28 protein-coding genes are annotated in these 26587 nt (G+C 44.5%); 15 read left to right on the top strand and 13 right to left on the bottom strand.

Features of this window, described 5'->3' with window-relative positions; genetic code table 11:
- A partial coding sequence (locus tag F6K52_RS10555; RefSeq protein ID WP_293077156.1) for a hypothetical protein occupies positions 1–296 on the bottom strand: 296 nt, incomplete at its 3' end.
- Between the two features lie 360 nt (positions 297–656).
- Here F6K52_RS10555 and F6K52_RS10550 point away from each other — a divergent pair.
- The 3 genes from F6K52_RS10550 to F6K52_RS10540 are packed head-to-tail and all read left to right on the top strand — an operon-like array spanning position 657 to position 3924.
- Entirely contained in the window at positions 657–1865 is a 1209-nt protein-coding gene (locus F6K52_RS10550; protein WP_293077154.1) for an iron-containing alcohol dehydrogenase, read from the top strand.
- Positions 1866–1883: 18 nt separating this feature from the next.
- Positions 1884–2447 carry a TetR/AcrR family transcriptional regulator gene (locus tag F6K52_RS10545; protein ID WP_293077152.1) on the top strand — a complete coding sequence of 188 codons (564 nt, stop codon included), beginning with the start codon at positions 1884–1886 and terminating at the stop codon, positions 2445–2447.
- Positions 2448–2487: 40 nt separating this feature from the next.
- Positions 2488–3924 carry a coniferyl aldehyde dehydrogenase gene (locus tag F6K52_RS10540; RefSeq protein WP_293077150.1) on the top strand — a complete coding sequence of 479 codons (1437 nt, stop codon included), beginning with the start codon at positions 2488–2490 and terminating at the stop codon, positions 3922–3924.
- Positions 3925–4252: 328 nt separating this feature from the next.
- Here F6K52_RS10540 and F6K52_RS10535 read toward each other — a convergent pair whose 3' ends face one another.
- Entirely contained in the window at positions 4253–4993 is a 741-nt protein-coding gene (locus F6K52_RS10535; protein ID WP_293077148.1) for a calcium-binding protein, read from the bottom strand.
- A 592-nt stretch (positions 4994–5585) separates the two neighbouring features.
- On the opposite strand from F6K52_RS10535, the gene metH reads away from it, so the two are divergent.
- Positions 5586–9197, top strand: a complete 3612-nt coding sequence (gene metH, locus F6K52_RS10530) for a methionine synthase (protein ID WP_293077146.1) — start codon at positions 5586–5588, stop codon at positions 9195–9197.
- A 208-nt stretch (positions 9198–9405) separates the two neighbouring features.
- Here metH and F6K52_RS10525 read toward each other — a convergent pair whose 3' ends face one another.
- The gene (locus tag F6K52_RS10525; protein WP_293077144.1) at positions 9406–10134 is read right to left on the bottom strand and encodes a DUF4437 domain-containing protein; all 729 of its coding nucleotides are present in this window, start codon (positions 10132–10134) and stop codon (positions 9406–9408) included.
- A gap of 271 nt (positions 10135–10405) precedes the next feature.
- On the opposite strand from F6K52_RS10525, the gene F6K52_RS10520 reads away from it, so the two are divergent.
- Positions 10406–10612 (top strand): antitoxin, encoded by a 207-nt coding sequence (locus F6K52_RS10520; RefSeq protein WP_293077142.1) that lies wholly within the window; start codon positions 10406–10408, stop codon positions 10610–10612.
- A gap of 33 nt (positions 10613–10645) precedes the next feature.
- On the opposite strand, the gene cbiE is transcribed toward F6K52_RS10520, so the two are convergent.
- From cbiE to F6K52_RS10500, 4 genes are all read right to left on the bottom strand, one after another.
- Positions 10646–11971, bottom strand: a complete 1326-nt coding sequence (cbiE, locus tag F6K52_RS10515; protein ID WP_293077140.1) for a precorrin-6y C5,15-methyltransferase (decarboxylating) subunit CbiE — start codon at positions 11969–11971, stop codon at positions 10646–10648.
- Positions 11968–12168: a hypothetical protein gene (locus tag F6K52_RS10510; protein ID WP_293077138.1), complete on the bottom strand. Its 201-nt coding sequence runs from the start codon at positions 12166–12168 to the stop codon at positions 11968–11970. Before F6K52_RS10510 ends, cbiE begins: the two co-directional genes overlap by 4 nt.
- A 167-nt stretch (positions 12169–12335) precedes the next feature.
- Entirely contained in the window at positions 12336–13001 is a 666-nt protein-coding gene (locus tag F6K52_RS10505; protein ID WP_293077136.1) for a cobalt-precorrin-8X methylmutase, read from the bottom strand.
- 55 nt (positions 13002–13056) lie between these two features.
- Positions 13057–13863, bottom strand: coding sequence for a DUF1868 domain-containing protein (locus F6K52_RS10500; RefSeq protein ID WP_293077134.1), 807 nt, complete (start codon positions 13861–13863; stop codon positions 13057–13059).
- 24 nt (positions 13864–13887) lie between these two features.
- Between F6K52_RS10500 and holA the strand changes: the two genes are divergently transcribed.
- From holA to ureE, 4 genes are all read left to right on the top strand, one after another.
- Complete coding sequence (gene holA / locus F6K52_RS10495) at positions 13888–14880, top strand: DNA polymerase III subunit delta (protein ID WP_293077132.1); 993 nt, start codon at positions 13888–13890, stop codon at positions 14878–14880.
- Between the two features lie 204 nt (positions 14881–15084).
- The gene (locus F6K52_RS10490) at positions 15085–15597 is read left to right on the top strand and encodes a DUF4168 domain-containing protein (RefSeq protein WP_293077130.1); all 513 of its coding nucleotides are present in this window, start codon (positions 15085–15087) and stop codon (positions 15595–15597) included.
- Positions 15598–16086: 489 nt separating this feature from the next.
- On the top strand, positions 16087–16533 hold the full coding sequence (locus F6K52_RS10485; protein WP_293077128.1) for a DUF4168 domain-containing protein: 447 nt from the start codon (positions 16087–16089) through the stop codon (positions 16531–16533).
- Positions 16534–16845: 312 nt separating this feature from the next.
- On the top strand, positions 16846–17277 hold the full coding sequence (gene ureE / locus F6K52_RS10480) for an urease accessory protein UreE (protein ID WP_293077126.1): 432 nt from the start codon (positions 16846–16848) through the stop codon (positions 17275–17277).
- A 51-nt stretch (positions 17278–17328) separates the two neighbouring features.
- On the opposite strand, the gene F6K52_RS10475 is transcribed toward ureE, so the two are convergent.
- Both F6K52_RS10475 and F6K52_RS10470 read right to left on the bottom strand, forming a co-directional pair.
- Complete coding sequence (locus F6K52_RS10475) at positions 17329–17742, bottom strand: alr0857 family protein (protein ID WP_293077124.1); 414 nt, start codon at positions 17740–17742, stop codon at positions 17329–17331.
- Positions 17714–18277, bottom strand: coding sequence for an HNH endonuclease (locus F6K52_RS10470; protein ID WP_293077122.1), 564 nt, complete (start codon positions 18275–18277; stop codon positions 17714–17716). Before F6K52_RS10470 ends, F6K52_RS10475 begins: the two co-directional genes overlap by 29 nt.
- A 428-nt stretch (positions 18278–18705) precedes the next feature.
- Here F6K52_RS10470 and F6K52_RS10465 point away from each other — a divergent pair, with 428 nt between their 5' ends.
- Positions 18706–19047 (top strand): hypothetical protein, encoded by a 342-nt coding sequence (locus tag F6K52_RS10465; protein WP_293077120.1) that lies wholly within the window; start codon positions 18706–18708, stop codon positions 19045–19047.
- Positions 19048–19163: 116 nt separating this feature from the next.
- Here the strand turns inward: F6K52_RS10465 and F6K52_RS10460 are convergent, their stop codons facing one another.
- Positions 19164–20618 carry an S-layer homology domain-containing protein gene (locus tag F6K52_RS10460; RefSeq protein WP_293077118.1) on the bottom strand — a complete coding sequence of 485 codons (1455 nt, stop codon included), beginning with the start codon at positions 20616–20618 and terminating at the stop codon, positions 19164–19166.
- A 519-nt stretch (positions 20619–21137) separates the two neighbouring features.
- Between F6K52_RS10460 and F6K52_RS10455 the strand changes: the two genes are divergently transcribed.
- The 5 genes from F6K52_RS10455 to F6K52_RS10435 all read left to right on the top strand — a co-directional run bounded on the left by F6K52_RS10455 (position 21138) and on the right by F6K52_RS10435 (position 25087).
- Positions 21138–21599 carry a Nif11-like leader peptide family natural product precursor gene (locus F6K52_RS10455; RefSeq protein WP_293077116.1) on the top strand — a complete coding sequence of 154 codons (462 nt, stop codon included), beginning with the start codon at positions 21138–21140 and terminating at the stop codon, positions 21597–21599.
- Between the two features lie 9 nt (positions 21600–21608).
- Positions 21609–23189, top strand: coding sequence for a nif11-class peptide radical SAM maturase 3 (locus F6K52_RS10450; protein WP_293077114.1), 1581 nt, complete (start codon positions 21609–21611; stop codon positions 23187–23189).
- A gap of 297 nt (positions 23190–23486) precedes the next feature.
- Entirely contained in the window at positions 23487–23684 is a 198-nt protein-coding gene (locus F6K52_RS10445; protein ID WP_293077112.1) for a hypothetical protein, read from the top strand.
- 187 nt (positions 23685–23871) lie between these two features.
- Complete coding sequence (locus F6K52_RS10440; protein WP_293077110.1) at positions 23872–24174, top strand: hypothetical protein; 303 nt, start codon at positions 23872–23874, stop codon at positions 24172–24174.
- A 274-nt stretch (positions 24175–24448) separates the two neighbouring features.
- Positions 24449–25087 (top strand): 2OG-Fe(II) oxygenase, encoded by a 639-nt coding sequence (locus F6K52_RS10435; RefSeq protein WP_293077108.1) that lies wholly within the window; start codon positions 24449–24451, stop codon positions 25085–25087.
- A gap of 129 nt (positions 25088–25216) precedes the next feature.
- On the opposite strand, the gene F6K52_RS10430 is transcribed toward F6K52_RS10435, so the two are convergent.
- From F6K52_RS10430 to F6K52_RS10420, 3 genes are all read right to left on the bottom strand, one after another.
- A complete protein-coding gene (locus F6K52_RS10430; protein WP_293077106.1) occupies positions 25217–25579 on the bottom strand; it encodes a DUF5615 family PIN-like protein in 363 nt (120 codons plus the stop codon).
- Complete coding sequence (locus F6K52_RS10425; RefSeq protein WP_293077104.1) at positions 25576–25824, bottom strand: DUF433 domain-containing protein; 249 nt, start codon at positions 25822–25824, stop codon at positions 25576–25578. Before F6K52_RS10425 ends, F6K52_RS10430 begins: the two co-directional genes overlap by 4 nt.
- A gap of 216 nt (positions 25825–26040) precedes the next feature.
- Positions 26041–26301, bottom strand: a complete 261-nt coding sequence (locus F6K52_RS10420) for a type II toxin-antitoxin system prevent-host-death family antitoxin (protein ID WP_293077102.1) — start codon at positions 26299–26301, stop codon at positions 26041–26043.
- Between the last annotated feature and the right edge of the window lie 286 nt (positions 26302–26587).

Genomic DNA, 26587 nt, shown 5'->3' with positions numbered 1-26587 from the left:
GAAAAATTATTAAAACTTCGACACAGATTGTTATCAATAATAATATAAAGGCCGTTGCGTCGGTCTTGTAATGAATAGGAGTAGAGTGGGCATCCTGCCCGCAGGAAAATAAGCATGAAACTGGCAAGATGCCAGTTCCACCAAGATTCCCATCCCACAGGCGCGCTGAAAATCATTCCATTATAGAGTGAGCATCCTGCCCCCCGCACGAAAATAAGCATGAAACTGGCAAGATGCCAGTTCCACCAAGATCCCCATCCCACAGGTCCGCTTAAAATCATTCCATTATTAAGCAACGCCCAATTTTAAGGCAGTAGCTCCAGAAATATTAAAAACTTACCCTTGTAAGGTCTAAAGACACAGGGCTCTCACGTTTCAGGATGTTTTGGTAGCTTGTTGTTTGGCGAAACACTGGGTATCGGGCACTATGTGGCGATACCCAGTGTTTCGCTGGGGTGATGCTGCTTTCGGCGATCAAGCACCATACCAACCACTCACCCCTCCAATACCCCTGAATTCTTGCAAATTGACATTTTTAACTAAAAATGTCAATTTAATATTGACAATATTGAATTTAAGTGTCATAGTTGTAAATGTAAGGGTTACAACTAATTGTCATAGTTGTCACGCAACGCTTTACATTTAGGAGAAAAACAATGCTACCAACACCAATCACATATGCGCTTCGGGCACTTTCAACTTTTTACCCGATACAAAAACCTCTGGTTTTTTCCGGATCTGGGTCTACGCAAAAACTGGCTGATCTGATGATTGCCGCAGGTCAGAAAAAGCCACTTCTGATCACAGACAACTTTTTATTGGAAAAAGGTATGCTTGATGGGTTCCTGGAACACCTTAAAGTACATGATTGTGAAGTGACTATATTTAATGGCGTTAAACCCAACCCCACTTTTGAACAAGTAGAAGCTGCCCTTAAAGTCAGTAAAGACAATGAGTGTGATAGTGTTTTTGCCATAGGCGGCGGATCAATTATCGATGTTGCAAAAGTTGTCTCAGCAGCCAGCACAAACAATCGAAGCCTGGATAAACTGGCAGGTATTTTAAAGGTTAAAGAGCCTCCGTTACCGTTTTATGTCGTTCCCACAACATCAGGAAGCGGATCAGAGGTTACAAATACTGCCGTGATTTCAGATCCGAAAACCCATAAGAAACAATTTTTCGTTGATCCTAAATATGTCCCGATTGCTGCGGCACTCGATCCAGAGCTTCTAAAATCCTTGCCGGCACATATGACCGCAGCGGTTGGTATGGATGTGCTTACCCATGCGATTGAAGCCTACACATCACGCAATAATTTTGCCGATACGGATCGTGATGCGGCGATGGCCATCAAACTGCTCTTTGATTTTCTACCGGCTGCTTACGCTGACGGTGGCGATTTGAAAGCCCGTGAGATGGTGGCGCAAGCATCTTTCCTGGCAGGCTATGCTTTTACCAAATCAAGTTTGGGCTACGTCCATGCGATTTCACATCAGGTAAGCGCCCATTATAATACACCACATGGTTTGGCGAATGCCATCATACTGCCAAGAGTTTTACGTTTTAATAAGTCGGCCTGCGCAGAGCGTTTTGCTAAACTGGAAGTGATGCTGGGCGGTGAAGCGTCAGCAGATACAGATACACTTGCCGAACATTTTAGTGCGCGTGTTGATCAATTGGCGGAAAAAGTCGGTATTCCAGCCAACCTGACAGAGCTTGAGGAAAAGGATTTCCAAAAGATTGCTAAAGATGCGCTGGCCGAGGCATGGCGTTCTTATGCAGTGCCAAAGGTTATGCGTCGCAACGATGTTGAAGCGATTTTACGTTCAGTTTCTGCCGGTCATCGAGACCTATCATTTTCTTAAAAATAGAGGATTGAAGAGATGTTAAATACAGTAAAAAAGGAAAATGAAAAAGAAAATGCTAAAGATATTCTTGCAACATTCGCTCAATATGGGTTTCGCAAAACATCTATGGAAGATATTGCCCGTGCTGCAGGGGTTTCCAGACAGTCGATTTATAAAAAATTTGGCTCAAAGGAAAAATGTTATGAATGGACGATCCATACCTATCTATCCGGTATGTATGCCCGAATTTTTGCAGCATTGAACAATGAAGAGATTCCACCATTACGTACGCTCATCAATGTCTTTGATATCCTGATCGGCGAAGCAGTAGAAATTGTCAGTAACTCCCACGGAACTGAAATATTGAACGATGCTTTGCAGGCAACGCATTCTTCCGAAGAGGACTGGCCGTTGCGTTTCAGAGCGCGGCTAGCCGATTTTCTTGAACGCCATAACTATGCATCAAGTGAAAAAGCAACAGGAACGGCCTTTGCTCTTATCTCTGCTGGAAAAGGTCTGTTGCTGGAAGAAACATCTAGAGAGCAGTTTCTTGAAGATATGACAGTGATCATCGAAAGCGTTGTTAGCCAGAAAAGTTAGAGAATTACCCAATTTTAAACACACCTAAAGGAGAAAGACCATGACTACAGTAGTAAACATTAAAGTAAAAACAGAAAACACCAACCCCCAGGCACAGCTTCAAGCTGACTTTGAGGCAATGAAGGCAGCGTATAACAACGCCCCAGCCCCAAGCTACAAAGACCGGAAGGAGGTGCTATTAAAACTAAAGAAGTCTCTGATCGAGAATGAGCAAGCAATCTATGACGGTTTGAAAAAGGATTACGGCTATCGCAGCGAGTTTGATTCATTGATTGCCGATGTATTGCCAAGCGTTGCAGCAATCAATTACGCTTTAAAGAACCTCAAAAAATGGATGAAACCATCCAAACGCCATGCGGGTTTATTGCTTACCCCTTCCAGGGTTACTGTACATTATCAGCCATTAGGCGTGGTTGGTGTGATTACACCGTGGAACTTCCCGTTCTTCCTTGCCCTTGGCCCAGCCATACAAGCTCTGGCCGCAGGGAATCGCGTGATGATTAAAATGAGCGAGTTTACACCGAACGCCAATCAAGCGCTTCGCAAGGTCGTGGAAAGTATCTCTGATCATATCGTCATCATCGAAGGTGAAGCCGATATGGGCGCAGCATTTTCCGCCTTGCCATTTGATCATCTGATTTTTACCGGATCAACCACTGTCGGCAAACTGGTCGCAAAAGCAGCAGCCGATAACCTTACTCCGATCACTTTGGAGATGGGCGGTAAATCCCCCACGATTATTGGCGAAGATGCCAATATGAATGCTGCTGTAGATGCGCTGATCATCGGTAAATCGACTAACTCAGGTCAAATTTGCGTATCACCGGATTATGTATTTGTTCCCGAAGCCAGAGAGCAGGAATTTGTTGAGACGTTTATCAAGCGTTACACCGAATACCACATCAGCAGTAACAATAAAAACACCCATACCCATATTATCAACGACAGACAGTATGAGCGCCTGCAACGATTTTTAGACGATGCAAAAGCCAAAGGTGCAAACATCTATGCTGTAAAAGACCATGAGGAAAGCGATGGGCGGCTTATCTATCCCCATGTCGTGACCAATGTCAGCGAGGATATGAGCGTCATGCAGGAGGAAATTTTTGGCTCTATTCTGCCTGTGATGAGCTATAAAAATGTTGATGAGGTCATTGGCTATATCAATGCGCGCCCACGTCCGTTGGCCTTATATATCATGTCAACGAACAACTCGCTTATCGAGCACCTCCTGAAAAACACCCATAGCGGCGGCGTATCGATCAATGATACCGCCATGCAAGTGATGGCCGATGATGCCCCCTTTGGTGGGATCGGGCATTCCGGCATGGGGCATTATCACGGCCATGAAGGGTTCTTGACCTTCTCAAAAGCCAAAACCGTTTTACATACCCCAGCAGGGTTGCCGAAAAACAGAATCATTCTCAAAAACCGGGATCTTGTGTTCAAGGCACTTCGTACAGTGTTTTTGAGATAGAAAATGTTGCCAGGGACTGTAACAAATACATATAGCAAGTCGTAGAATTGCTATATAAAAAACAGCTTCCTATCTTTTATGACCACAAAAGACAGAAAGCTGAAATAGCGATAGAATTTTTAGTTCAGATGTAAACAAGGGAACAGGAAAAAATTGAGGGTATCTAAGGATGGGATGAATGCGATTGGCTTAGGTTAGGTTACGGGATTGACCTAAGGCCACGTTACGCTAACGCATTTCTTACTTGAGGCGATCCCATCGTTCGATACCCGATTACTACTCAAAATCTCTCCATCTCCTCACATTTCCCACACTCTCTTCTGGGGAATCATGTAATAGTGGTGATTGCCCGACCAATATTAATTTGCAGGCCATCTAAGGATTCTTGGCTTTGGATAATACCAATTAGTTGCTCAGAACCGTTACCATCAAAACCGTCAGCATCGAAGAAGATTCCTAGACCGGAAACGCCATTAAGAAGCTCAACATCTTCTAATGTATACTCTATGGCTCCTGTGAGCTGGATAACGTCTTTACCCGGTTCAAAGTCAGTAATTAAAGCGTAGCTTGGAGGGGGTTCTGTGGGAGGGGGCGCAATGATGAATCGAACTTGACTATCATCATAATAAACTGTAAAGGGATCTCCGAGAACGAAGGTATCTTTGCCTGCACCACCAATGAGAATATCTCTCTCTAACTGACCAGGTTGTTCGTCAAAGATATCCACACCAATTAAGGTATCATTCCCACTGCCACCGTTGAGGGCATCTCTGCCAAAGCTACCCATTAACTTATCGTTGCCACTGCCCCCAAACAGCGTGTCATTGCCAGTATCGCCATCAATACTATCATCGCCCTGATTTCCAAACAGCAAATCATTATCTCCGCCACCGTTGAGGGAATCGTGACCTAGTCCGCCCAAGAGTACGTCCTGATCACCCCCTCCATTTAGGGTATCATCACCTCTGTCACCGAAGAGAAAGTCTTTGCCATCAAAACCATTGATCTCATCGTCAAACCGAGTACCAACGAGAGTATTATTCCCCTCATCACCGTTGATAACTGCCATGTTAATTTCTCCTTGTTTTTTTCCCAATAGGGAATCAAGCCTTCTATAGTTATTAGAAACGATTTATCTCTAGTTGTATGGCCACATTGGCTTCAATTCAGAGTCTAGGGTTAATGGGTTAATAAGGGAGTAGGGAGTAGGGAGTAGGGAGTAGGGAATAGGGAACAGGGAACAGGGAACAGGGAATAGGGAATAGGGAATATGGCATCAAAAATTCTCACAATCCCGACACGGATTGCTATAGCAACCCACTGGGCAAAAGCAGCTTTAGGATGAAAAAAACTAGTTATTTCGAGATGAAAATAATAATAAATTGTCTAAACTATTTTTGGTATGACTGTTGCTTGTAACCTGTATTGAAATTAAATTGTAACCTTCAACATTAAACCTTAAACTGTCAAAAAAATGCTACTTATAGTCTCGTTTAAACCTAATTTGTCCTAATCTTTAAATTATACCAAAAATAAAATAAAATAATTTGGTTGATTTTTGATAAACTAATTATAAGAGCCAACATAAATGAATAAAATTCCGTCAACTGTCAACGGTTAACACACCACTGAAGTCAATAAATAGCAACTGAATCGAATCTATGAATAGCCCTTTTCTCAATCACCTCCATAGCCCAAAGCGCCCGGTTATCGTATTTGATGGGGCAACTGGAACTTCTCTCCAAACCCAAAACCTTACCGCTGAAGACTTTGGTGGACCTGAGTACGAGGGATGTAATGAGTACCTTGTCCATACTAAACCAGAAGCAGTGGAAAAGGTGCATCGGGGCTTCCTGGAGGTGGGAGCAGATGTGATTGAAACTGATACCTTTGGCGGTACCTCGATTGTACTGGCAGAATATGATCTAGCTGACCAAGCCTATTACCTAAATAAAGCTGCTGCGGAACTAGGGAAACGGATGGCAGCGGAATACTCTACTCCAGAAAAACCTAGGTTTGTGGCAGGGTCCATGGGTCCTGGTACTAAACTCCCTACCCTGGGACATATTGATTTTGATACCTTGAAGAACGCCTATGTGGAACAAGCCTTAGGGTTGTATGATGGCGGTTCTGATTTGCTGATTGTGGAAACCTGTCAGGATGTGCTGCAAATTAAGGCAGCCCTGAATGCCATAGAAGAGGTATTTGAAAAAAAAGGGGCAAGACTGCCACTGATGGTATCGATCACTATGGAAGTGATGGGTACTATGCTGGTGGGGTCAGAAATTAATGCGGCGCTAACGATTCTAGAGCCTTACCCGATTGATATCCTTGGTCTTAACTGTGCCACTGGGCCAGAGCAAATGAAGGAACATATCAAATACTTGTCTGAATGTTCCCCATTTGTGATTTCTTGTATCCCTAATGCTGGATTACCGGAAAATGTGGGAGGGCAAGCTCACTACAGGCTTACTCCCATGGAACTGCGGATGGCACTGATGCATTTTGTAGAGGATTTGGGAGTACAAGTTATTGGTGGCTGTTGCGGTACTAGGCCAGCTCATATTGAACAGTTAGCGGAGTTTTCCAAAACCCTGACTCCGAAGGAGCGACATCCTAAGCATGAACCGTCAGCAGCATCGATTTACAGCTCCCAACCTTATCACCAAGATAATTCTTTCCTAATTGTTGGTGAACGGCTCAATGCTAGTGGTTCTAAAAAGTGCCGCACCATGCTGAATGCAGAAGATTGGGATGGATTGGTATCTTTGGCTAAATCCCAAATTAGGGAAGGGGCTAACGTCCTAGATGTTAACGTGGACTATGTGGGACGGGATGGAGTTCGGGATATGAACGAATTGGCCTCCCGTTTAGTAAAAAATTCCACCTTACCCCTGATGCTGGACTCTACGGAATGGGAAAAGATGGAGGCTGGCTTAAAGGTGGTTGGGGGTAAGTCTATCCTGAACTCCACTAACTACGAAGATGGGGAACCTAGGTTCTATAAGGTACTGGAGTTAGCTAAAATCTATGGCGCGGGAGTGGTAATTGGTACTATCGATGAAGATGGTATGGCGCGGACAGCGGATAAGAAGTTTGAAATTGCTAAACGTGCTTATAACGATGCGATCGCATATGGTATCCCAGCTCATGAACTCTTCTTTGATACGCTAGCGTTACCAATTTCCACAGGAATTGAGGAAGACCGGGAAAACGGCAAAGCTACAATCGAATCAATTCGTCGGATTCGGGAAGAATTGCCTGGGTGTCATGTTATGCTTGGGGTTTCTAATATTTCCTTTGGACTAAACCCAGCAGCACGAATTGTGCTTAATTCCATGTTCTTGCACGAAGCAATGCAAGTGGGGATGGATGCAGCCATTGTTAGTGCTAGTAAGATTTTACCCTTAGCTAAAATTGAGCCAGAGCATCAAGAGGTTTGTCGAAAACTGATTTATGATCAGCGAGAGTTTGATGGGGATGTGTGTACCTATGACCCCTTGGCCGAGCTGACTACCCTGTTTGAAGGCAAAACTACAAAACGCGATCGCTCCCAGGATGAAAACCTATCGGTAGAAGAGCGGCTCAAGCGTCATATTATTGATGGGGAACGGATTGGTTTAGAAGAACAACTGGAGAAAGCCCGAGAAACATATCCTCCCCTGGAGATTATCAATACCTTTTTGCTGGACGGTATGAAAGTGGTAGGGGAACTATTTGGTTCTGGGCAAATGCAGCTGCCGTTTGTATTACAATCTGCTCAAACCATGAAGGCAGCAGTGGCTTATTTAGAGCCATATATGGAAAAATCCGAAGCAGGGAGGAATGCTAAAGGTACCTTTGTAATTGCTACGGTGAAAGGAGATGTTCATGATATTGGCAAGAATTTAGTAGATATCATCTTGTCCAACAATGGCTACGAGGTGATTAACTTGGGGATTAAACAGCCAGTGGAAAATATTATTGATGCTTATGAAAAGCACAATGCTGACTGTATTGCTATGAGTGGACTACTGGTGAAATCTACCGCTTTTATGAAGGATAATCTGGCAACCTTTAATGAGCGGGGAATTACTGTACCAGTTATTCTAGGGGGTGCTGCCCTAACACCAAAATTTGTCCATAAGGACTGCCAGAATACCTACAACGGTCAGGTGGTTTATGGTAAAGATGCCTTTTCTGACCTCCATTTCATGGATAAGTTAATGCCAGCAAAATCAGCTGGTAACTGGGATGATATGAAAGGGTTTATCGATGAGCTAGAGAATGGTCTAGCCGTTGAAACCTTACCCATTGACAAGTTGGAACAGAATGGTTCAGCGGTTGACAAGTTGCAGGAGAATGGTTCAAAAGACAACTCTCAACCAGTAACTCCCGTTTCAACTCCCCTAGATACTAATCGTTCGGAAGGGGTAACCTTGGATCTTGAGCGTCCAACACCGCCATTCTGGGGAACCAAGATACTCCAGCCAGACGATATTTCCTTCGAGGAAATCTTTTGGTATCTGGATTTGCAGGCGTTGATTGCTGGACAATGGCAGTTTCGGAAGCCAAAGGACCAGTCGAGGGAAGAGTATAATCAGTTTTTGAAGGAAAAGGTTGACCCAATTCTCGCGAAATGGAAGGAAAAAACTCTTGCTGAAAACTTGTTACATCCCCAGGTAGTCTATGGATATTTTCCTTGTTTAGCTGAGGGGAATTCCTTGATAATTTATGATGCCCAAGGGATGAATCCCGAAGGCGCTAAAGACTCGAAGGAATTGCAAGAGGTGGCACGGTTTGAGTTTCCTCGGCAACGGTCTGGTAAGCGTTTGTGTATAGCGGATTTCTTTTTACCGAAGGAGTTGGCAAAGGAAGGTCAATTCGATGTGTTCCCAATGCAGGCGGTAACTGTGGGTGATATTGCCACAGAGTACGCTAAGAAATTATTTGATGGTGATCAATATACCGATTATTTGTATTACCACGGATTAGCGGTACAAATGGCTGAAGCCTTGGCAGAGTGGAGTCATGCTCGGATTCGTCGGGAGTTAGGGTTCGCAGATCAAGAACCGGATAGCATTCGGGATGTGTTGGCTCAGCGCTATCAGGGTTCACGGTATAGTTTTGGCTATCCCGCTTGTCCAAATCTTCAGGATCAGTACACGCAGTTGGATTTGTTGGAATGCGATCGCATCAAGTTATACATGGATGAGAGTGAGCAGTTGTATCCAGAGCAATCTACGACAGCAATTGTAGCTTATCACCCAGTCGCTAGATATTTTACTGCTTGATCGGTCAGCTTTTTGAGAATTGACTCTTGTTCCCCCCAAGCGAGGGATTGCTCGCTTGGGGGGCTAGGGGGGCAAAATTCAGTTGAGCTAGCAAGATTTCAGTTAATGAACACTGGAATCTTGCACCATTGTTATTAATCTTAGGGTGGGCACTGTTCATCAAGGTGCAAAGCCCAGCTTGGTGAATTTGTATCAACTATTGTCCACCCTAAATAACCTCGAACTTGCCATTCGTGCGTATATAAATGATGCTCTCCTCTCCCGTTTTAGACGAGACCTGATGCTCCGACTCTCCCTTCGAGCTGAAATAACTGCCCGGCATCAAGGTCTTGAGCTCGGTCTCACTCGGCACTTGGTACTGTGGTTGACCTTGGATTACTACAGCGCGGAAGGTTGAGCCGTGGCTAAGTATTTTTCCAGTAAATTTAGCCGGTAGCTTCACAAGGGTCCCGTTCAACTGATCGTCCTGCGGGTTGCCCCAAAGAAAGGCTACCTTTGGTCCATTGGCAGAGGCTGGCATTCCGGGCTGATCGATCCAAACGATGTTCGATGCGTCCACGTTGATCGGCTTGTCTTTGCTATGAAAGGCCTTCTGTGCAGGAAGGACTCCAAATGCATCCTCAACCTCTATGTACGCCAGGCTGTTATCACCCTTGGCAGCGGTAATATGCACACCTCCAGCTGGCTGGGTCCAGAAAGAACTCGCAGGCATATAAATTTCCTCCACATTAGGATGACCGTTGTGAATGAGGCCACTAATGACCACTCCTCGGTAGGCGATATTATGAATATGAGGTGGTGACTGGAAGCCGTCTGCTGGCTTAAGAAGAAAGCCTGCTGCTCCAGGGCTAGTACGATCGCCCCAAAGATTACCAGCCTGCGGGCTCTTGTCACCGCGAGCGGGGTTGAGTTGCTCCCACTTGACTTCGGAGGTCAAGACAACCTTGGGGGTTGGTTCGGCTGCTGATTTCGGAGTGATACTGTCGGATGGAACCAGCAAGCTAGTGCAGGCAGCAATTACGACGGTTGTAAGTGCTAGTGCTAGAAACCTTCTCATATTAATACTCCTTTACGTGGGGTATTGATAGATATGACAAGTCTAATAATACCTGTTCTGAAAGTAGCAGCGATTCCAGCAGTTATGACTTCAGCAGCTCCAACAGTAGTGACTATTAAAAACGAAAGTTAATACTATCGATTATAAAACCATGAAACCAGAATATGACCTTGCCAATATGAAAAGCCGCCCTAATCCTTATGCCAAGAAATTAAAGCAACCAGTAACTTTGCCTTTGAGGATTGATGTCATAGAATATTTTGAAGCCAAGGCGCAAGAAAAAGGAATTTCTTACCAGGAATTAATTAATTTATACCTTCAAGATTGTGTTGTCAGTAAACGAGAACTATCGTTTTAGTAGCGGGACTTAAACCAGGGTAAGCGTAAGCACTCAGCACTTCCAAGCTGTCAAAATAGTTATCGGATTGAGAGGATTAAACCGAGTTAGTTTTCCCACAGGTACCGACTTCGATAACTGTACCTGTAACCATTGATAATTCCAGTGATCCCCCCTAACCCCCCTTAATAAGGGGGGGAAGGAATTTGCTCTAATCCCGCGCTCGGAGGGGGGGAAACGTTTAGATTCAAACCAACTATAAGCTGCATTACTACGCTCAACTGTTGCTAACGCTAACACTAAAATACCATCGAGGTCTAAACGAGTATCACAGTAATCCAATATTGAGTGCAAATTACCACCACTACCGCCAATAAAAATACGATTCGGTGTTGGTAAATCCTTCAAAATATCCGGTGCTGAACCATGAATTGAAGTAACATTAGTAACCCCTAAACGTTTACAATTTTGCTCAATCAAAGCACTCCCCATGGCTGTTTTTTCAATCGCAAACACCTGAGATGTCTTCGATAAACGAGCAATTTCAATGGAAACCGAACCTGTTCCTGCACCAATATCCCAAACCGTTTGCCCTGGTTTGAGGGCTAACTCTCCTAGTAAGAGCAGCCTTATTTCTCGCTTGGTCATTAAACCAGGGCGATCGCTAAAACTAGTAAATGTCTGATCTGGTAATCCCAGTATCGGTAACGACTCTGGATCCAGGGATTGGTCAACGGAATCAGGGTGACGTAGTAATACCACGACATTCAGGGGCGCAAAGGTCTGGTTCAATACTGCTTCTACATCAAGACATTGCACCCGTTCATCCATACCTCCCAAATTTTCACATACCCAGAACTGGTAGCCACTGGGTAAATCTAGCGCTAGTAATAATTTAGCGATCGCTTCAGGTGTATTTGTCCCATCCGTCAACACCGCAATCTTGTCAACTCCCTGCTTCAAGGCTGGGATCAGCTGTTCCATAGAACGACCATGAGCACTGATTACCTTAGCATCTTGCCAAGGCACCTTAATCCGACTGAAGGCCAACTGAATCGCACTGACATGGGGATGAAACCTAAGGCTTGAGGGGGGAAGTTGGCTTAGGAGCAATCGTCCTAAGCCAAAAAACAATGGATCACCACTCACCAACACTACGATTAGGGTATCGTGATCAGCACCATCGAGCTGCTTACGAATTAATTCAATAGCGTCAGTAAAATTACCCAATACCAGTTGTGACCCTTGGTGGTTCGGAAAATACCCCAAATGGCGCTCACTTCCTACCAATAGCGTCGCTCGTTCCACCAGCTGCTTGACTTGATCAGTTAAGCTAGCTGCTCCGTCTAAACCAATGCCCACTACGTTGATCGAGGTCATGGTTTTGCTGCTATAGCAAAGGGAACAGGGAACAGGGAACAGGGAACAGGGAGTAGCGATGCAGCGCGGTCTTGGGGAGGCAGCGCGGTCTTGGGGGTTCCCCCCATGAGCGACTGCCGTTGGTTTCCCCCATGAGCGACTGCATCAAGACGGGAACAGGGAGTAGGCAACAAGGAAGAAAAATTATCACAATTCATTTAGGATTGCTATATCTGATCTTTAATCTGTTTTGAGAATAATAGGAATTAACCTGGGAGTGTCAAAGCAACTGGCAAGACAGCAAAGACCCGAAGAATAGAGAAAAGGGACCCCCTTTGGCGGCACTGGCTCCCCAAGACCGTAATGGTGAGCTTTTCGTCAATTCTTATCCACTGTTCCCTGTTCCCTGTTCCCTGTTCCCGACTTCTGCAAGAAGTCTATTACTCTCCCAAGCTAATACCATTAATCCATTCAAAATAGCTGCAGCCACTGGAGACCCTCCTTTAGGTCCTTCAACCCGAATCTGAGGGATGGATATCTTGGCCAAAGCAGCTTTCGACTCCAGCACTGACACAAACCCAACGGTTGCGCCAATGACCAAAGCTGGTTTGACCTGAGAGTGGGGCAACTGCTCACATAAGGCCAACAATGCCGTAGGGGCATTACCAATTACAAAAATAGCCCCTGGAAACTGCTCAAAACATCGGATTAAACCAGTTTCCGTGCGCGTCTTTCCTGGCAGAGCTACTGGTGCCTGGTCTACTGCTACGATCAGGGGATTACCAAAGGTTTTTGCCACCATACCGGCTATCCCCTGTTTGACCATTCCTACATCTGTCACAATTGGTGTTCCCTGCCGCAGTGCAGAAATACCAGATGCGATCGCATTTTCACTAAACCGAAGCAGTTGGGTAAATTCAAAATCAGCAGTACTATGGATTACCCTGCGCACAATCGCATACTCAGCTCGATTAAACTGATGCTCCCCAATCTGTTGGTCAATAATGGCAAAACTTTGCTCCATAATCGGATGCATTGACAATGCTTTCATCTAAATCCCCAACCCATAGTCTGCTCCTACTCAAACACTAAGCACGGGAAAGCACTCAAAACTCCAAAACTGGCCATTCCGGTTCCCGCAAGAAGTGCATCATATCATCAAACTTCCTTAATTGAGCCTGCCGAATCGATAGTACACTCCCTTCTACTTCTAAGGCTTGGCCACTTAACTCAAATAGGATATTGCTAATGAGATCGCTATCCAACTGCTGGGGGATATCTCCGAAATATCCGAGAGTGATGTGAGCCGTAAAATGGTATTGCTGTTCAATACCTAGAGCCATTAAATCAGAATTTTGATAAATACACCGACGAAGCTGGGAAATGCGATTGTATGCCTGTTCATCCTGGGGTGCTAGACATACACCAATCGCCCTGGGCATCACCATTAAGCCCAATAGCTGCCAGCTAATAGGATTACCACCATTTCCTAAAGAGCTTTCCTGGCTGATACTGACAGACTTGTCAAAACTTGCTTGTATCGACTTAAGCAGTTGAGTTTCAAACTCTGGATTTTCAGCCGTGGCATCTCGGTAGGCATTTTCCCAAATCAAGTCAGCCAAGGTTAAATGAAAACTATCTGGGGGTATGGGTACCATTAAACCCGGGTCTAGTTGCTGGAGAAGCTCTTTTTGGAGCTGCTGCATGTTATCATAGAATGCTGAATTATTAGTCTCTTCCTCCCAAGGTGGTGTGATTACAGTGTAACCAGGAAAAGGGGCAGGCTCTCTGCTGCCATTAGGGAGACGTTTAAACTTGGGTGACTCTTGGATATTGAGTAACTGCGATTGATAAGTTGCGGTTAGGGTAAGCCGTGTGACCCGATTTAGATAACTTTGATATGTATCGTCCAATTTTGCCCCCTTACGTGTTCTGATATGGGAATTTACCTCTATTGGGGAAAGGATGACTTTGCCATGGCCCAAGCCCTGGACAAACTGCGTCAATCCCTAGTTGACCCCAACTGGGCTAGTTTTAACTATGACAAAATTTCCCCAGACCAACCAGATGCAGTCATTCAAGCCTTGAATCAAGTAATGACTCCTCCGTTTGGCATGGGTGGACGTCTAGTGTGGTTAGTCGATACAACCCTGTGCCAGCAATGTTCGGACAATTTACTGGCAGAATTAGAGCGTACTATACCAGTCATTCCTAAACACTCCGTTTTGTTACTAACTACCCCCCATCGACCAGATCCACGACTCAAGTCCACGAAATTACTGCAACAGTACGCCCAGATTCAGGAGTTTGCTCTGATTCCCCCCTGGAAGACCCAGCAGCTGCTCAATCGGGTCAAGTCCTACTCCGTTGAATTTGGGGTCAAATTAACCAATAGTGCTGCTGAACTCTTAGCCGAATCCGTTAGCAATGACACCCGACAGTTATTCAACGAACTGGAAAAATTACGACTCTATGCTGCTAATGACAGCCAACCGTTACAAGAAAGTACCGTTGCTACCCTGGTAGTGGCTAATACTCAAAATACCTTGCAACTGGCAGAGGCGATTCGGGCAGGGGATGGGGCAAAAGCTTTAGAGTTGTTAGCTGCCTTGATCAACCACAATGAACCTCCTTTAAAGATTGTCGCTACCTTAATTACTCAGTTTCGTACCTGGTTGTGGGTGAAGTTGCTGGTCAGTGAGGGGGAAACTGATCCAAATGCGATCGCTAGCACTGTCAATATCAATAACCCCAAACGAGTTTACTTCCTCAAACAAGACGTGGAGTTCCTTTCCCCTAAGCAACTCATCTCCACTCTGCGGGTGTTGCTGGAGTTAGACCTCAACCTCAAAACCGGAGCAGACCCCCTTTCCACATTACAAACTAAGGTGATACAACTTTGTGAAATCTTTAACAGATCAAGAGTTTAGAGCAGTCAGTGGCTTCACCCAGGCTAGCTAAAACCATTGAAGGTTAAATTTTTTTTATACTGATGCTTCATATTTATCCTGTATGCACTTTCCAATCCCCAGAATATCTTGCCTGATGAGGAACTTCTCCCCCATAAATTAATTCACATTAAACTAGCCCTTAGTGGTTTTGGTTATTGTTTGTTTTGCTCATAATCTATCATCATGCTCACTGCTAACTCTCTAAAACTTAGCTTAACCCAACTTTTCTCCCAATCTCTACTTGTGGGAGGACTTACTGCTATTAGTTTGCTATCTGGATTTATCCCTGAGCTTTCTGAAGACTCTTATACCCTTGTTATTACAACTTCAGCCTATGCTCAAGATGTCACCTCTGAGATTAGTCCTAATGACGTCACTCAATATGCTGAAGTTCTATTACAAATAGAGCCTATTCGCGCATCTGCCTATGAAAAAATCACCACAATCCTAGGAGAGCAACCAGAAATTTTCTGCGATGACTCCGACAGCATCAGTAAGCTCCCCTCGAACGCCCAAGACATTGCTAAAGATTACTGCCAACAGTCAGAGGGAATTGTCTCTAAGTATTTTCCCGAAGGAGGAAATAAACGCTTCAACGAAATTACTATTGAGATGCAAGATAATCAAAATTTACGGGAACAGATTCAAAGTGAATTAGTGCGTCTTCAACAAGCAAAGTTTGACGCTAGCTTTTAGGTAGATATAGCTCTAATAATCAGCAACTTATTCCCTTAAACCATAACCTCAACCATAATTAAATCGTTTTGGGAAAAGCGTAAGGCTTTCAACGTTCCTCTTGGGCAAGCAGTAACACGAGTTGCACACCTGGAAATTACCAATAAAGTTTAGACCTATAGCAATTATACGACTTGTGAGGTAAAAATTTATGGTTTTTAGGGAGCAGGGAGCAGGGAGCCTCGGAGCAGGGAGCCTCGGAGCAGGGAGCAGGTAAGAGGAACCCACCCCTAATCCCTCCCACGAGGGGAAGTGAGGGAAGAGGTAAAAAATAATGTGTACCTCATAGCTACGAGAAACGCTATATAGTGGTATAGTTAGCATGGAAAAAACCATAATAGCTAGCCACTAATAATAGTAAAAAATAGGCTAATCCAGCTTGTGGCCGAAGGCCTCCGCTGCGCGAACAGGCTAGCCACTGCAGGTCGCTTATCTCCCAAAAAACGGCTAATGAGCAAATTTATCTATCCCTTGGGATGGCTTGCCGGAATGATAGTGGTTTTGGTTGGATGTTCTTCCAGTCCAGACCCTGACCCCACGGCAGCTATCCCCACAGTAGCTTCAGATACAGTCAAGAGTCAGGAATTAAAGAATTACGCTAAAGCTGTTCTGGCGATCGATCAATATCGTCAAGGTGTCTACGAGGATATTCAGGAATTAACCAAAGACAAGGACAAGATAGTTCCTGAAATTAACTGCACCCAAGTAAAAACCATCGCAGGTCTACGTCGAAATATCCAAGACCTGGCTGTAAACTACTGTAAGCGCTCGAAAACCATTGCTGAAAGTCATGACTTGACCATATCTCGATTTAATTCAATTACCGTTAGTGCCCAATCCGATCAGAAGTTACAACGGCGCATCCACAATGAACTAGTTCGCATACAACAAAATTGATAATATGTCAAGCTTGTAGGGTGGGCAAAAGCGGTCAGCCGTCAGCGGTCAGCCCTCAGCCCTCAGCCCTCAGCTTTGTGGCACAGGCTTCCAGCCTGTGACTTCACTGAGATTAAACCAATGCTTACCTGTTTTATTTTTTATTAAAAAGCTGATAACTGATAGCTGATAGCACCTCAAGTACCGTGGCACAGGCTTCTAGCCTGTGATCCGCTTAAGCTGATAGCTGATAGCTGATAGCTGAATGCTTACAATTGGCCCACCCTACTTTAATTGGTATTTTAGTCTGAATTCAGCAATGATCAATTGCCCATGCTCACCTTTACCAAACGCCTCAGAGCTAATCAGAATACTAAAGTCCGTTTTACCCTCTCCTTGACAGCGGAGGAGCGTACCCGAACGCGCCACCGCTTTGAAACAGCGGATGGTGAAAATTTGTATTTGCGTTTGCCTAGGGGCAGTGTCTTGCAGGATGGGGATTTACTGGAAGCGGAAGATACAAAGGTAATGATCCGAATTGCTGCTAAACCAGAACCGGTACTGACTGTCACCTCCCAAAAACCGGTGAATTTGCTGCGAGCTGCTTATCATTTGGGTAATCGCCATGTCCCTTTAGAAGTAACGGCTAGCTATTTAAGGTTATCTCCTGACCCGGTTTTGCAAGGGATGTTAGAGCACTTGGGGGTAGAGGTACACCAGGAAGTGGTACCGTTTCAACCAGAAATGGGTGCCTATGGACATTGAGAAGTGTGAGGAGAACTCTTAAAAAGAGGCACACCTAAGTGCGCCCCTTGATTAATCCTTCGGAACAGAAGCCCGATGGTTAGCCTCTTTCCACAACTGATAGAGAAAAAACTCAACAGCATAGTTCATTGCTGTTACAAAAATTCCCTCTTGATCCTCTGGATCTGACGTTAGCCAGGTGCCTTCTAGGCTTACTTCAACATATTCCCCATCACAAATCGATAATGCGATGGGCGAAGCCCCGCTTTCAGCGATCGCATCTGTCGTGTCTTGCCCCACAAACACCTCTAATTCCCTCAGGTGGGGCAAGTTAGCTGGTAGCAAAAATGACGCAGTGGTGGGTTCGATATAAAAACTTGCACCCGCACGGAGCGAGACAAGGGTTCGTGTGGTTACCCATTCTTCTAGGGATTGAGCCAAACGCTCTAGATAAAAGCTATTTTCGGTATAAATCAGTTTCAGCATTACCTGTAACCTCCTCCTCTAACCGATTGATTTGCTGTTGACGCCAAAACTGTTCCGCAAAAGCAACAGCTGGATGCATGGGTGCTTTGGGCTGCTTGGGTAATTTCATTCCCGCTTGGTAGGGAGTGCGGTTGCCTTTAAGGCTGTTACAACGCTCACATGCCGTAACGACGTTGTCCCAACTGTGTTTTCCGCCTTTTGACCGAGGAATGACATGGTCAAGGGTTAGCTTTTTGGTGCTGCCACAGTATTGGCACCGATGCTTGTCCCGTCTTAAGACCTCCCGCCGATTTACTGGAGGAACTCGCCAAGTTGGTTCGGTTTCGGTAAGTATCAAGCGGATATGGCTTGGTACCAAGATCACTACACTAGGGGAACGGACTTTGTAGCCCTTACCACCAAAGAAATCGATTGGTTCAGCTTTGCCGGTAACCAACAGAGCAATCGCTCGTTTGATATTGACTCGATTAATAGGTAAGTAGTTTTTGGAAAAAACCACTACCGATTGCGTTAACACCTCAGTTGTGCTTGTCACGGATTGACTCCTCATAAACCAAACCCCCGCTTCTGTTTGTCAGGAGCGGGGGCGTTGAAGATTTTTTAGGGTAGGCTGATTGCTATGTCAGTAGTGCTAGCGTTCGCCTATACCTCCCGCTGTGTCTATTTAGTTTCAGATTGATCTCTGGCCGACAATTGACTGGTTGTGAATAAAGCCTTCTATACTCGACTGTTCCCTGTGCCATCGAGTCATATTTGCCCCTAAATAAAAGCTCCACCCATATTGCCCCGAATCCAGAACCGCCGAAGCAGTTGAGATCTGAGCAATTGGTGGAGGAGGTTAAATGATGACTCATAGAAGATGAAATGTTTGAAGGCGAAATTTGTGAAAAACGATTTTCAAGCCGCTTTTTAAATACTACACTTGTATTACGGGAATGTCCAGATATTTGGAGGAAAAAATTAATGCCTACACTCACCCGTCAAAACTCAACCACTGATATGGAAGTTACCAGCATCCGTCTGGAGCGACAGTTGAAAGATAAACTCAAAGAACTTTCTGGCTCTCAGGGCTATCAAGCTCTGATTCGAGATATTCTCTGGAACTATGTCCAGCACAAGTCCGGTGACTATCGACCTCAATTTTGTAAGTCTGATATCAGAGCCAGCATTCAAGCGATCGCTGAGCGCAAAGAGCGTTGTGTACTGACTGGCAAGTATATAGAACCCCAAGAGCCCATGTTATTAGGACTTACGATCAACGGAGAGATGCTTCCCCTCAGTATCGGTAGTCTGTCCGACTGTTAAGCGTTTGTGTCAATACAATGGAAGAGACATGCGATCGCCTTTGGCCACGCCAAAGGCGATCGCATGTCTCTTCTCAATGCTTAACTAGGGACTAACTAGGAACTATTGTAGGTGGGTTACCGAGTTGGAATCTTTAACGGTTGTACTTGCGGAAGCTCAAGTTTCGGTGCTTCTAGAACTGCTGGGGCTTCTGGTGTTGCTGGAATTTCTTCAGTTTCGATAGCTTCTGGGGTTTCTTTAGTGTCAATAGCTTCTGGGGCTTCTGGGGTTTCTGGCATTTCTGGCGTTTTAGTAGCCACTTGGAGATATAAATCAGAACCCAGTGTTAGTGGTAAGTCATTTTCCGGATCAATGATGATAGGATTTTGCTGCTCCGGTTGTTGATTAGAATTACCACCAGTTAAAACACCAGTCAAAATATTAACCGCAGCACCTTCTAATGTTTGTGTCTCCGTATCATCAGGCTTAGCATCAGTAACCAGTTTCGAAGTGGCATTGATGGTGTTATAGGATAATTCACCAATTTTCAGTTTTTGAGCCACAAACTGAGTACCGAGAAACTCAGAACCACTATAACGCGGTACTAATTGACCCTCAATCTCGCTGTCTTTTGGAATTAAGACTATTCCTTGATCATTTGTGATGTCCTCAGCTACTAACAGCGTCATATCAATAGTTTCACCACGCTCCACAGCCATCTTGTCTGATACTGTGTAGGCTACATTAATCACTGTGCCTTTGGAAACTTGATATTCCTTAGTTTCAAAGGAGTCATCCTTAGTAGTCATTGACTCAGTGGACTCAGTCCCCTCAGTTTTTTCAGTTGCCTCAGTTTCCTCCATCAGGCTCTCGTCAGTGACAGGTTTAGTCTCTTCCGTCAGCTGAGCAATATATTGAGAGGCTGCATGTTGACTAGACAGGGGAGCTAATACCTCTTGATTCACCAAAGCTTGATGAATAAAGGCTGCTACATCAGCACGGGTGGCAGGTTTACCAAAATCAAGATAGGTTACATCGGGGTAGTTAACCACCATAGCTTTTTCGGTAGCAGCCGCAACGCTAACTTTGGCATAGTCAGGGATTCGGGATAGGTCTTCATAGGAAGAGAGAGTGTTCTTGACTGAACTGCTAGAGTATAGACCCAAACCATTTAAACCCAAACCATTAGTCAATGACACCAATACTTGTCCCCGAGATAGTGGCGAAGATGGACGTAGTTGGCTGTTGGATTTATCCTGCTGAGTCAGGTTACGACTTACCCAATACTCAGCCACTTCACGATCAAATGTTTTGGGCAAAGCTAAATTATTTTCCCTGAACGCTTGGCTCACCATCCCAGAGAACTGAGCGTAAGTAACAGCTTGATCAGGTTTAAAGGTGCCATTGGCATATCCATTTACCAGGTTTTCTGCTGCCAACCCTTCAATAAACGGTTTTGCCCAATGACCTTGAATATCAATAAAGCTAGTTTGGTTTGGTCCCGCAATTACCATCGGCGCAGTGACACCAGTTACTATTCCCAACAGCAACATGGCAGTGCTTGTGGCATTCCAAGTAGACGCACTAGACATAGAACACAACTCTCCTGATTTAGATAACTCTTCCAGATGGCTCAACTCCTTGGTTATCTGAGTTGACACCCTCCCAAACACCATCCCCAGACGCACAGGTGACCTGAAAGTTCCCAGGTTTTCAAAAAAAGATCGCTATAGCTAGCCGAGTCAGATCAAGTCATTAATCCTAGGGTGGGCAGTGTCTACCAACACGCTTTGCAAGCTTTTGAATCTGTCTGCTGCACTGCCCACCTTACATGAACCAAGCTATAGGTAGGCGAGTCAGATCAAGTCAAGTTAATCAATTACAAAAGGGAGTCAGGAATCGGGAATCGGGAATCGGGAATCGGGAACAGGCAAACAATTCCGTGGATTTAACCTATTTGAGAAGCACTATAATGACTTGATTGGTTATTAAGATAAACTCTCAACCGTCAACCCTCAAAAACTATTTAGATTTGTAACTTTAGCCAGATTGGCGAGACAAGTTTGTGCTATTGGGTTTCTATTTATAGTATTGACGGTTGGAGAAAGTTTATGTTTTTAGAAAGTGTCATCCTTTTCTTCAAGCGCTTAGCTGCTGATAAAAATTTCCGCAGCCAGCTTGAAGATGCTGCAAGTCCAGAAGACTACCAAACCATGGTGCGAGATGCTGGCTATGATTTCACACCAGAAGAGTTGGAAACTACCACAGCTAAAATTCTTGATGAGAATAAGCTTAGAGATTTAGACGATAATTTCAAGAATCTCACTGAAGAAGACCTAGAAGTACTTGTTGGTGGCGTGTTTAGAGGCTACTATCGTTGGCCATGGGGACCTATAGATTGGATTAAGCCACCTATACAAAAGCCACCTATTACGATTCAGCCCGTCTATGGAGTAGTGATCGAGCCTGGACCGAAACCTCCTCAAGCGATCGCAATGTATGGCGTTATCATGCCTCCTGATCATCAAATTGGTTACATTTCAAAAGACGCGAACACAGACAATATTTCATAGTCTAGGGAGTTGGGAATCGGGAGTCGGGAATCGGGAGTCGGGACTCGGGAGTCGGGACTCGGGAGTCGGGAGTCGGGAATCGGGAATCGGGAATCGGGAGTGGGGGTAAGACGAAAATTTACTGTACCTCGTCAGTATGATAAACCCTATAAGTTATTTGCTCAGGTTTATTATTACCTTTTGAGCACTACCTGTTCTCCCCATCTCCCCATCTCCCCATCTCCCCATCTCCCCAAACTTCCCACACTCTTACTTCTCTTGCCTTTTGCCTCTTGCCTTTTGCCTTTTCCTGCAATTCGTGTGTTTACAACCGAAATACAAACGTGCTTAGTTATGACTTATCGCCGAATTAGTTATGCGGTTTGGGAAATTACTCTAAAATGCAACTTAGCTTGTCAGCACTGTGGTTCTCGTGCTGGTCATACACGAGCAAAAGAACTTTCTACAGAGGAAGCTCTCGATATGGTCAGACAGATGGCCGAAGTTGGGATTACAGAAGTCACCTTAATTGGGGGTGAAGCCTTCTTACGTCCGGACTGGCTAGAGATTGCCAAAGCCATTACCGACGCAGGAATGGTTTGTGGTATGACCACTGGTGGCTTTGGGATTAGTTTAGAGACAGCCCGCCGGATGAAAGAGGCTGGAATTCGGGTAGTTTCCGTTTCTGTAGATGGCTTAGAAGCAACCCACGACCGCTTACGGGGGAGAAAGGGTTCCTGGCAATGGGCATTTAAGACCATGAGCCATCTCAAAGAAGCCGGTATTCCTTTCGGCTGCAATACTCAAATCAATCGCCTCAGCGCACCACAATTTCCCGAGATTTACCAGCTGCTTAGGGATGCAGGAATCTTTGCCTGGCAGATTCAGTTAACTGTACCCATGGGCAATGCTGCTGACAATTATGACATTCTGCTCCAACCCTATGAACTGCTGGATGTATATCCCATGATTGCTCGTGTAGTTGAGCGGGCTTATAGCGAAGGGGTGAAAGTACAGGCCGGAAATAATATCGGCTATTACGGTCCCTACGAGCGACTACTGCGAGGGCGAGGAGAGAGCGATCCCTGGACATTTTGGCAGGGATGCCAAGCTGGACTCTCTACCTTGGGCATTGAAGCGGATGGTGTGATCAAAGGTTGCCCGTCCTTACCGACTTCAGCTTACACCGGAGGTAATATCCGAGACCACTCCCTCAGAACAATCATTGAAGAAACCGAAGAATTGCGGTTTAACCTAGGAGCAGATACTCCCAAAGGGACATCCCATCTGTGGGGCTTCTGCAAGACTTGCGAATTTGCTGAACTATGTCGCGGTGGTTGCTCTTGGACCGCTCATGTGTTCTTTGACCGCAGAGGGAATAATCCTTACTGTCACCATCGGGCATTAACCCAAGCATCTCAAGGAATTCGAGAGCGATTTGTGCCTAAAGTAAAAGCCCAAGGACTTCCCTTTGATAATGGTGAATTTGAAATTATTGAAGAGCCAATTAACACCCCTTGGCCAAACAATGACCCCCTCCACTTTACTGCTGATCGCATTCAATGGTCAGAACATTGGCAAGATCAAAAAGAATTAGTGGCATCTTTATAGGTTTTAGGGAGTGGGGAGCAGGGAGTAGGGAGTAGGGAGTAGGGAAGAAAATTTCAATGTATCTTACGCTTACTAGGAAACCCCTATAGACTTAGCCGCAGTTGTCGGTAAGGTCTCAATTTCACTGAGCTCTTGCACCAGGAAAAAACAACTTAATATCAGCAGTGATAACAATCATTTTCAGTACTTAAAGAATCAAATAGTATTACTACTCCCTACTCCCTACTCCCTACTCCCTACTCCCTACTCCCTGTTTTTATCAATTGTTTACATTTAAATTAAAAATTATATACAACTATGGAAAATAAAACTAACTCATTAGAACCATCCCTTGATAACTCTCAGACTCCAGAAGAATCTCTTCCAACCTTGTTACCTCGAACAGCATGGACTAGTAATTTAGCTTATTGGAGAGTTCTTTTAAAAGCTAAGATTGCTTTAGACAAAATTGAGAAAGAAGCAGTCAACAATCCTAGAGCTCAATTTGATAATTAAAGAAATTTAAACTATAGCGTTTTGGATACTTATTAGGTACACAGTATTTTTATCCTATTCCCTATTCCCTATTCCCTATTCCCTATTCCCTGTTCCCTGTTCCCTGTTCCCTAAAATCAAAAAACTGTGTACCTCACCGAAAAACCGCTATAGTCTCAGATTTGTCCACTTAACCTTACATTGCAACATGGTTAAAATCTACGAACTGGATTCTCCCAGTGATGATCAATCGTTAGAGTATGTGAGCAATTTAACTCACGAAAAAACTAAAGACATCAAGGGGGGAACGAAATTGATCCATGACATAAAGTTCCCAATTTTACCAGAAGGACCACCACCACCATTCGATGACTGGATCATTGTGCGGGAAGGACCACCACCACCACCCCACGACTGTCTCATTCTGCGGGAAGGACCACCACCACCGCCATTTCTGGAAGACCTCTACAGTCCTCCAAAACATGGTTTTCATCCAGGTCATCGTTTATAAACAAGACTGGTGAAGTATAGCGCTACGCCCAAGGCAATAGGCAATAGGCAATAGGCAATAGGCAACAGCCCAGTAAGATGCCTTAAATAAGGCATCTTACTGCTAATTAAATATAGCGTTTCTTATAGCTATTAGGTGCGCTTTCCGTTGGTGAATTTAATTTGCCACAGGTCGCACCTGAGGTACACAGGATTTTTTACCTACTCCCTACTCCCTACTCTCTATTCCCTATTCCCTGTTCCCTGTTCCCTGTTCCCTTTTTATTATTACTATAATGAATAAATCTCCAGAAGCTCCCCGTAAAATTATTAATCAAGCGCCAGTTTTATTTATTCCTAATGTCTTAGATAGAGATTTTTGCCAAACCCTAATTAATGTTTGGGAAACTGAAGGTAATCAAGAGTCCTATTCAATGATTGAACATAAGGGAGAATTGACTCCCATTCAGGACGATGATTATAAAAGACGCAGAGACCATTTTCTTCAAGAAGGAGAAACCCATCAACGTTTAAGATATTTCATCCGTCAACAGGTTCGCCCTGCCATCAAAAAAGCCTTTCATTTTGAAATTACTCGATTTGAGAGTTTTCGGATTGGTTGCTATGATGCTAATACTGGCGGATATTTTCGACCCCATCGGGATGATGCTACCGAAGGAACTGCCTATCGTCGCTTTGCTATGACTATTAACTTGAATGTGGAAGACTATGAAGGGGGCTGTTTAAGATTTCCAGAATACGGATTGGATTTATATCAGCCGGAAACAGGCAGTGCTTTAATTTTTTCCTGTTCCCTGCTTCACGAGGTTACAGATGTTATTAAAGGACAACGGTTTGCTCTGCTGTCATTTTTTCATGGTGAAAATGAAGCTCAGTTGGTTGAAGAGTACAATCGTCGCGTAATGGTTAGTTAGAGGATCATACAGCTGTAGATGTAGGGTGGGCAGTGCAGCAGACCGATAATCAAGCTGGGCTTTGGGCGTTGTTAAGCACTGCCCACCATACTAGGATTAATGACTCGCTTCGCACCCTACAAGATATGCTCAAATTGGCAGTCGTCGCAGTCGGTAACGAGTATCATCCACCGTGATAATTGCACCTGCTTCCAAATCTTCCCCAGACTCAGCCAGCACTGCAAGCAATCTTGCACCAACACTTGCAGGATTTGTATTCTTCAAGCGAAATATGATCACACTAGGCAGCAAAGCAGAACTTGCTGCCAATAGATCGCCAAAATCTAAGTCAAAAGTTAAAACAATGCGCTCCTCTTGCCTTGCCTTTTCCAGAATCAAAGCATCTAAGAGCCGTTCTAATCCTTGTTCGTAAAGATGTACCGTATCATATCCCTGTTGACGCAGTAATTGAACAGTTAAAGGAGAGACACCCATATCTGCTAAAAACTTCATGCTGCACTGCCACTGAAAGGCCGAACTTTATCACTAGCCAAAAAAGCTGCATAGAGAAGACTAGCTTTAATATCTTCTGCTTCTAAATAGGGATAAGCTTCAAGAATTTCGTTTACATCCATACCGTCGGCTACCAAACTCAGTACTAGAGATACTGTAATTCTCATTCCTCGAATACAAGCACGTCCTCCCATTATTTGTGGATCAAAGGTAATGCGTTCAAATACCAGTTTATTATCTGTCATAGCTAACACCTTGTATTTTTATTAACTATATAGTGGATGGGGAGTTTTCGGTGCGTTACACTTTGTTAATGCACCCTACTGGACTGGGAATAATCCGATAGTTTTTTAGGATGGCCAGGATCAATATCGAGGGGCGTAAGCATTAGGCTGAGAGCTGATAGCTGTTCGGGTAGCGTGGCCAAAGGCCTTTAGCTGATAGCTGAATGCTTACAACCATTAATCAATATATCCCAAGACTTCATCGAGGGAGTAGGTTTCATTATTGGTTATTTGTTCAAGGGATCTTTGTAGGCTTTCCCTCATTCCAGGGATTGAAAGTAATTCTAAGGTTTCTTGTAAGCTTTCATAGTTTTTTATAGAAATTAAAACCGCAGAGCCATTAGAAATCTCTATTTCATAAACTTTGTTTTCTTCTGTGACTAATTCAACTAAGTTAATTAAATCGTTTTGGGCATCAGTAACCGTCAGTTTTTCCATTTTGTTTATTTTATCTTTTTGTTATTATAGCAGTTATCAATTCAGTAGAGAAGGAATATATTCGTCTGATCATATTTAGGAATCCCGTAAGCATTCAGCCGTCAGCCTTCAGAAATGAAACCGGCAAGATGCCGGTTCCACCAAGATGCCCATTCCACCAACATGCCCATTCCACCAACATGCCCGTTCCACCAACATGCCCATTCCACCAACATGCCCATTCCACAACAATATGCAACGCCTAATAACCTTGGCCTTTCGGCCACGCGATCGCGTTCAACCTTCA

Source organism: Moorena sp. SIO3H5, assembly GCF_010692395.1.
Lineage (GTDB): Bacteria > Cyanobacteriota > Cyanobacteriia > Cyanobacteriales > Coleofasciculaceae > Moorena.
This window is presented reverse-complemented; position numbering and strand designations above follow the sequence as displayed.

Coding starts and splice junctions, on each gene's coding strand:
- F6K52_RS10425 (WP_293077104.1), bottom strand. CDS start 25,824: ATGACAGATAATAAACTGGTATTTGAACGCATTACCTTTGATCCACAA.
- F6K52_RS10430 (WP_293077106.1), bottom strand. CDS start 25,579: ATGAAGTTTTTAGCAGATATGGGTGTCTCTCCTTTAACTGTTCAATTA.
- F6K52_RS10545 (WP_293077152.1), top strand. CDS start 1,884: ATGTTAAATACAGTAAAAAAGGAAAATGAAAAAGAAAATGCTAAAGAT.
- F6K52_RS10535 (WP_293077148.1), bottom strand. CDS start 4,993: ATGGCAGTTATCAACGGTGATGAGGGGAATAATACTCTCGTTGGTACT.
- F6K52_RS10440 (WP_293077110.1), top strand. CDS start 23,872: ATGGTTAAAATCTACGAACTGGATTCTCCCAGTGATGATCAATCGTTA.
- F6K52_RS10520 (WP_293077142.1), top strand. CDS start 10,406: ATGAAACCAGAATATGACCTTGCCAATATGAAAAGCCGCCCTAATCCT.
- F6K52_RS10550 (WP_293077154.1), top strand. CDS start 657: ATGCTACCAACACCAATCACATATGCGCTTCGGGCACTTTCAACTTTT.
- F6K52_RS10475 (WP_293077124.1), bottom strand. CDS start 17,742: ATGCTGAAACTGATTTATACCGAAAATAGCTTTTATCTAGAGCGTTTG.
- holA (WP_293077132.1), top strand. CDS start 13,888: ATGGGAATTTACCTCTATTGGGGAAAGGATGACTTTGCCATGGCCCAA.
- F6K52_RS10490 (WP_293077130.1), top strand. CDS start 15,085: ATGCTCACTGCTAACTCTCTAAAACTTAGCTTAACCCAACTTTTCTCC.
- F6K52_RS10485 (WP_293077128.1), top strand. CDS start 16,087: ATGAGCAAATTTATCTATCCCTTGGGATGGCTTGCCGGAATGATAGTG.
- F6K52_RS10420 (WP_293077102.1), bottom strand. CDS start 26,301: ATGGAAAAACTGACGGTTACTGATGCCCAAAACGATTTAATTAACTTA.
- F6K52_RS10510 (WP_293077138.1), bottom strand. CDS start 12,168: ATGAATTGTGATAATTTTTCTTCCTTGTTGCCTACTCCCTGTTCCCGT.
- F6K52_RS10460 (WP_293077118.1), bottom strand. CDS start 20,618: ATGTCTAGTGCGTCTACTTGGAATGCCACAAGCACTGCCATGTTGCTG.
- F6K52_RS10455 (WP_293077116.1), top strand. CDS start 21,138: ATGTTTTTAGAAAGTGTCATCCTTTTCTTCAAGCGCTTAGCTGCTGAT.
- metH (WP_293077146.1), top strand. CDS start 5,586: ATGAATAGCCCTTTTCTCAATCACCTCCATAGCCCAAAGCGCCCGGTT.
- ureE (WP_293077126.1), top strand. CDS start 16,846: ATGCTCACCTTTACCAAACGCCTCAGAGCTAATCAGAATACTAAAGTC.
- F6K52_RS10465 (WP_293077120.1), top strand. CDS start 18,706: ATGCCTACACTCACCCGTCAAAACTCAACCACTGATATGGAAGTTACC.
- F6K52_RS10435 (WP_293077108.1), top strand. CDS start 24,449: ATGAATAAATCTCCAGAAGCTCCCCGTAAAATTATTAATCAAGCGCCA.
- F6K52_RS10445 (WP_293077112.1), top strand. CDS start 23,487: ATGGAAAATAAAACTAACTCATTAGAACCATCCCTTGATAACTCTCAG.
- F6K52_RS10505 (WP_293077136.1), bottom strand. CDS start 13,001: ATGAAAGCATTGTCAATGCATCCGATTATGGAGCAAAGTTTTGCCATT.
- cbiE (WP_293077140.1), bottom strand. CDS start 11,971: ATGACCTCGATCAACGTAGTGGGCATTGGTTTAGACGGAGCAGCTAGC.
- F6K52_RS10540 (WP_293077150.1), top strand. CDS start 2,488: ATGACTACAGTAGTAAACATTAAAGTAAAAACAGAAAACACCAACCCC.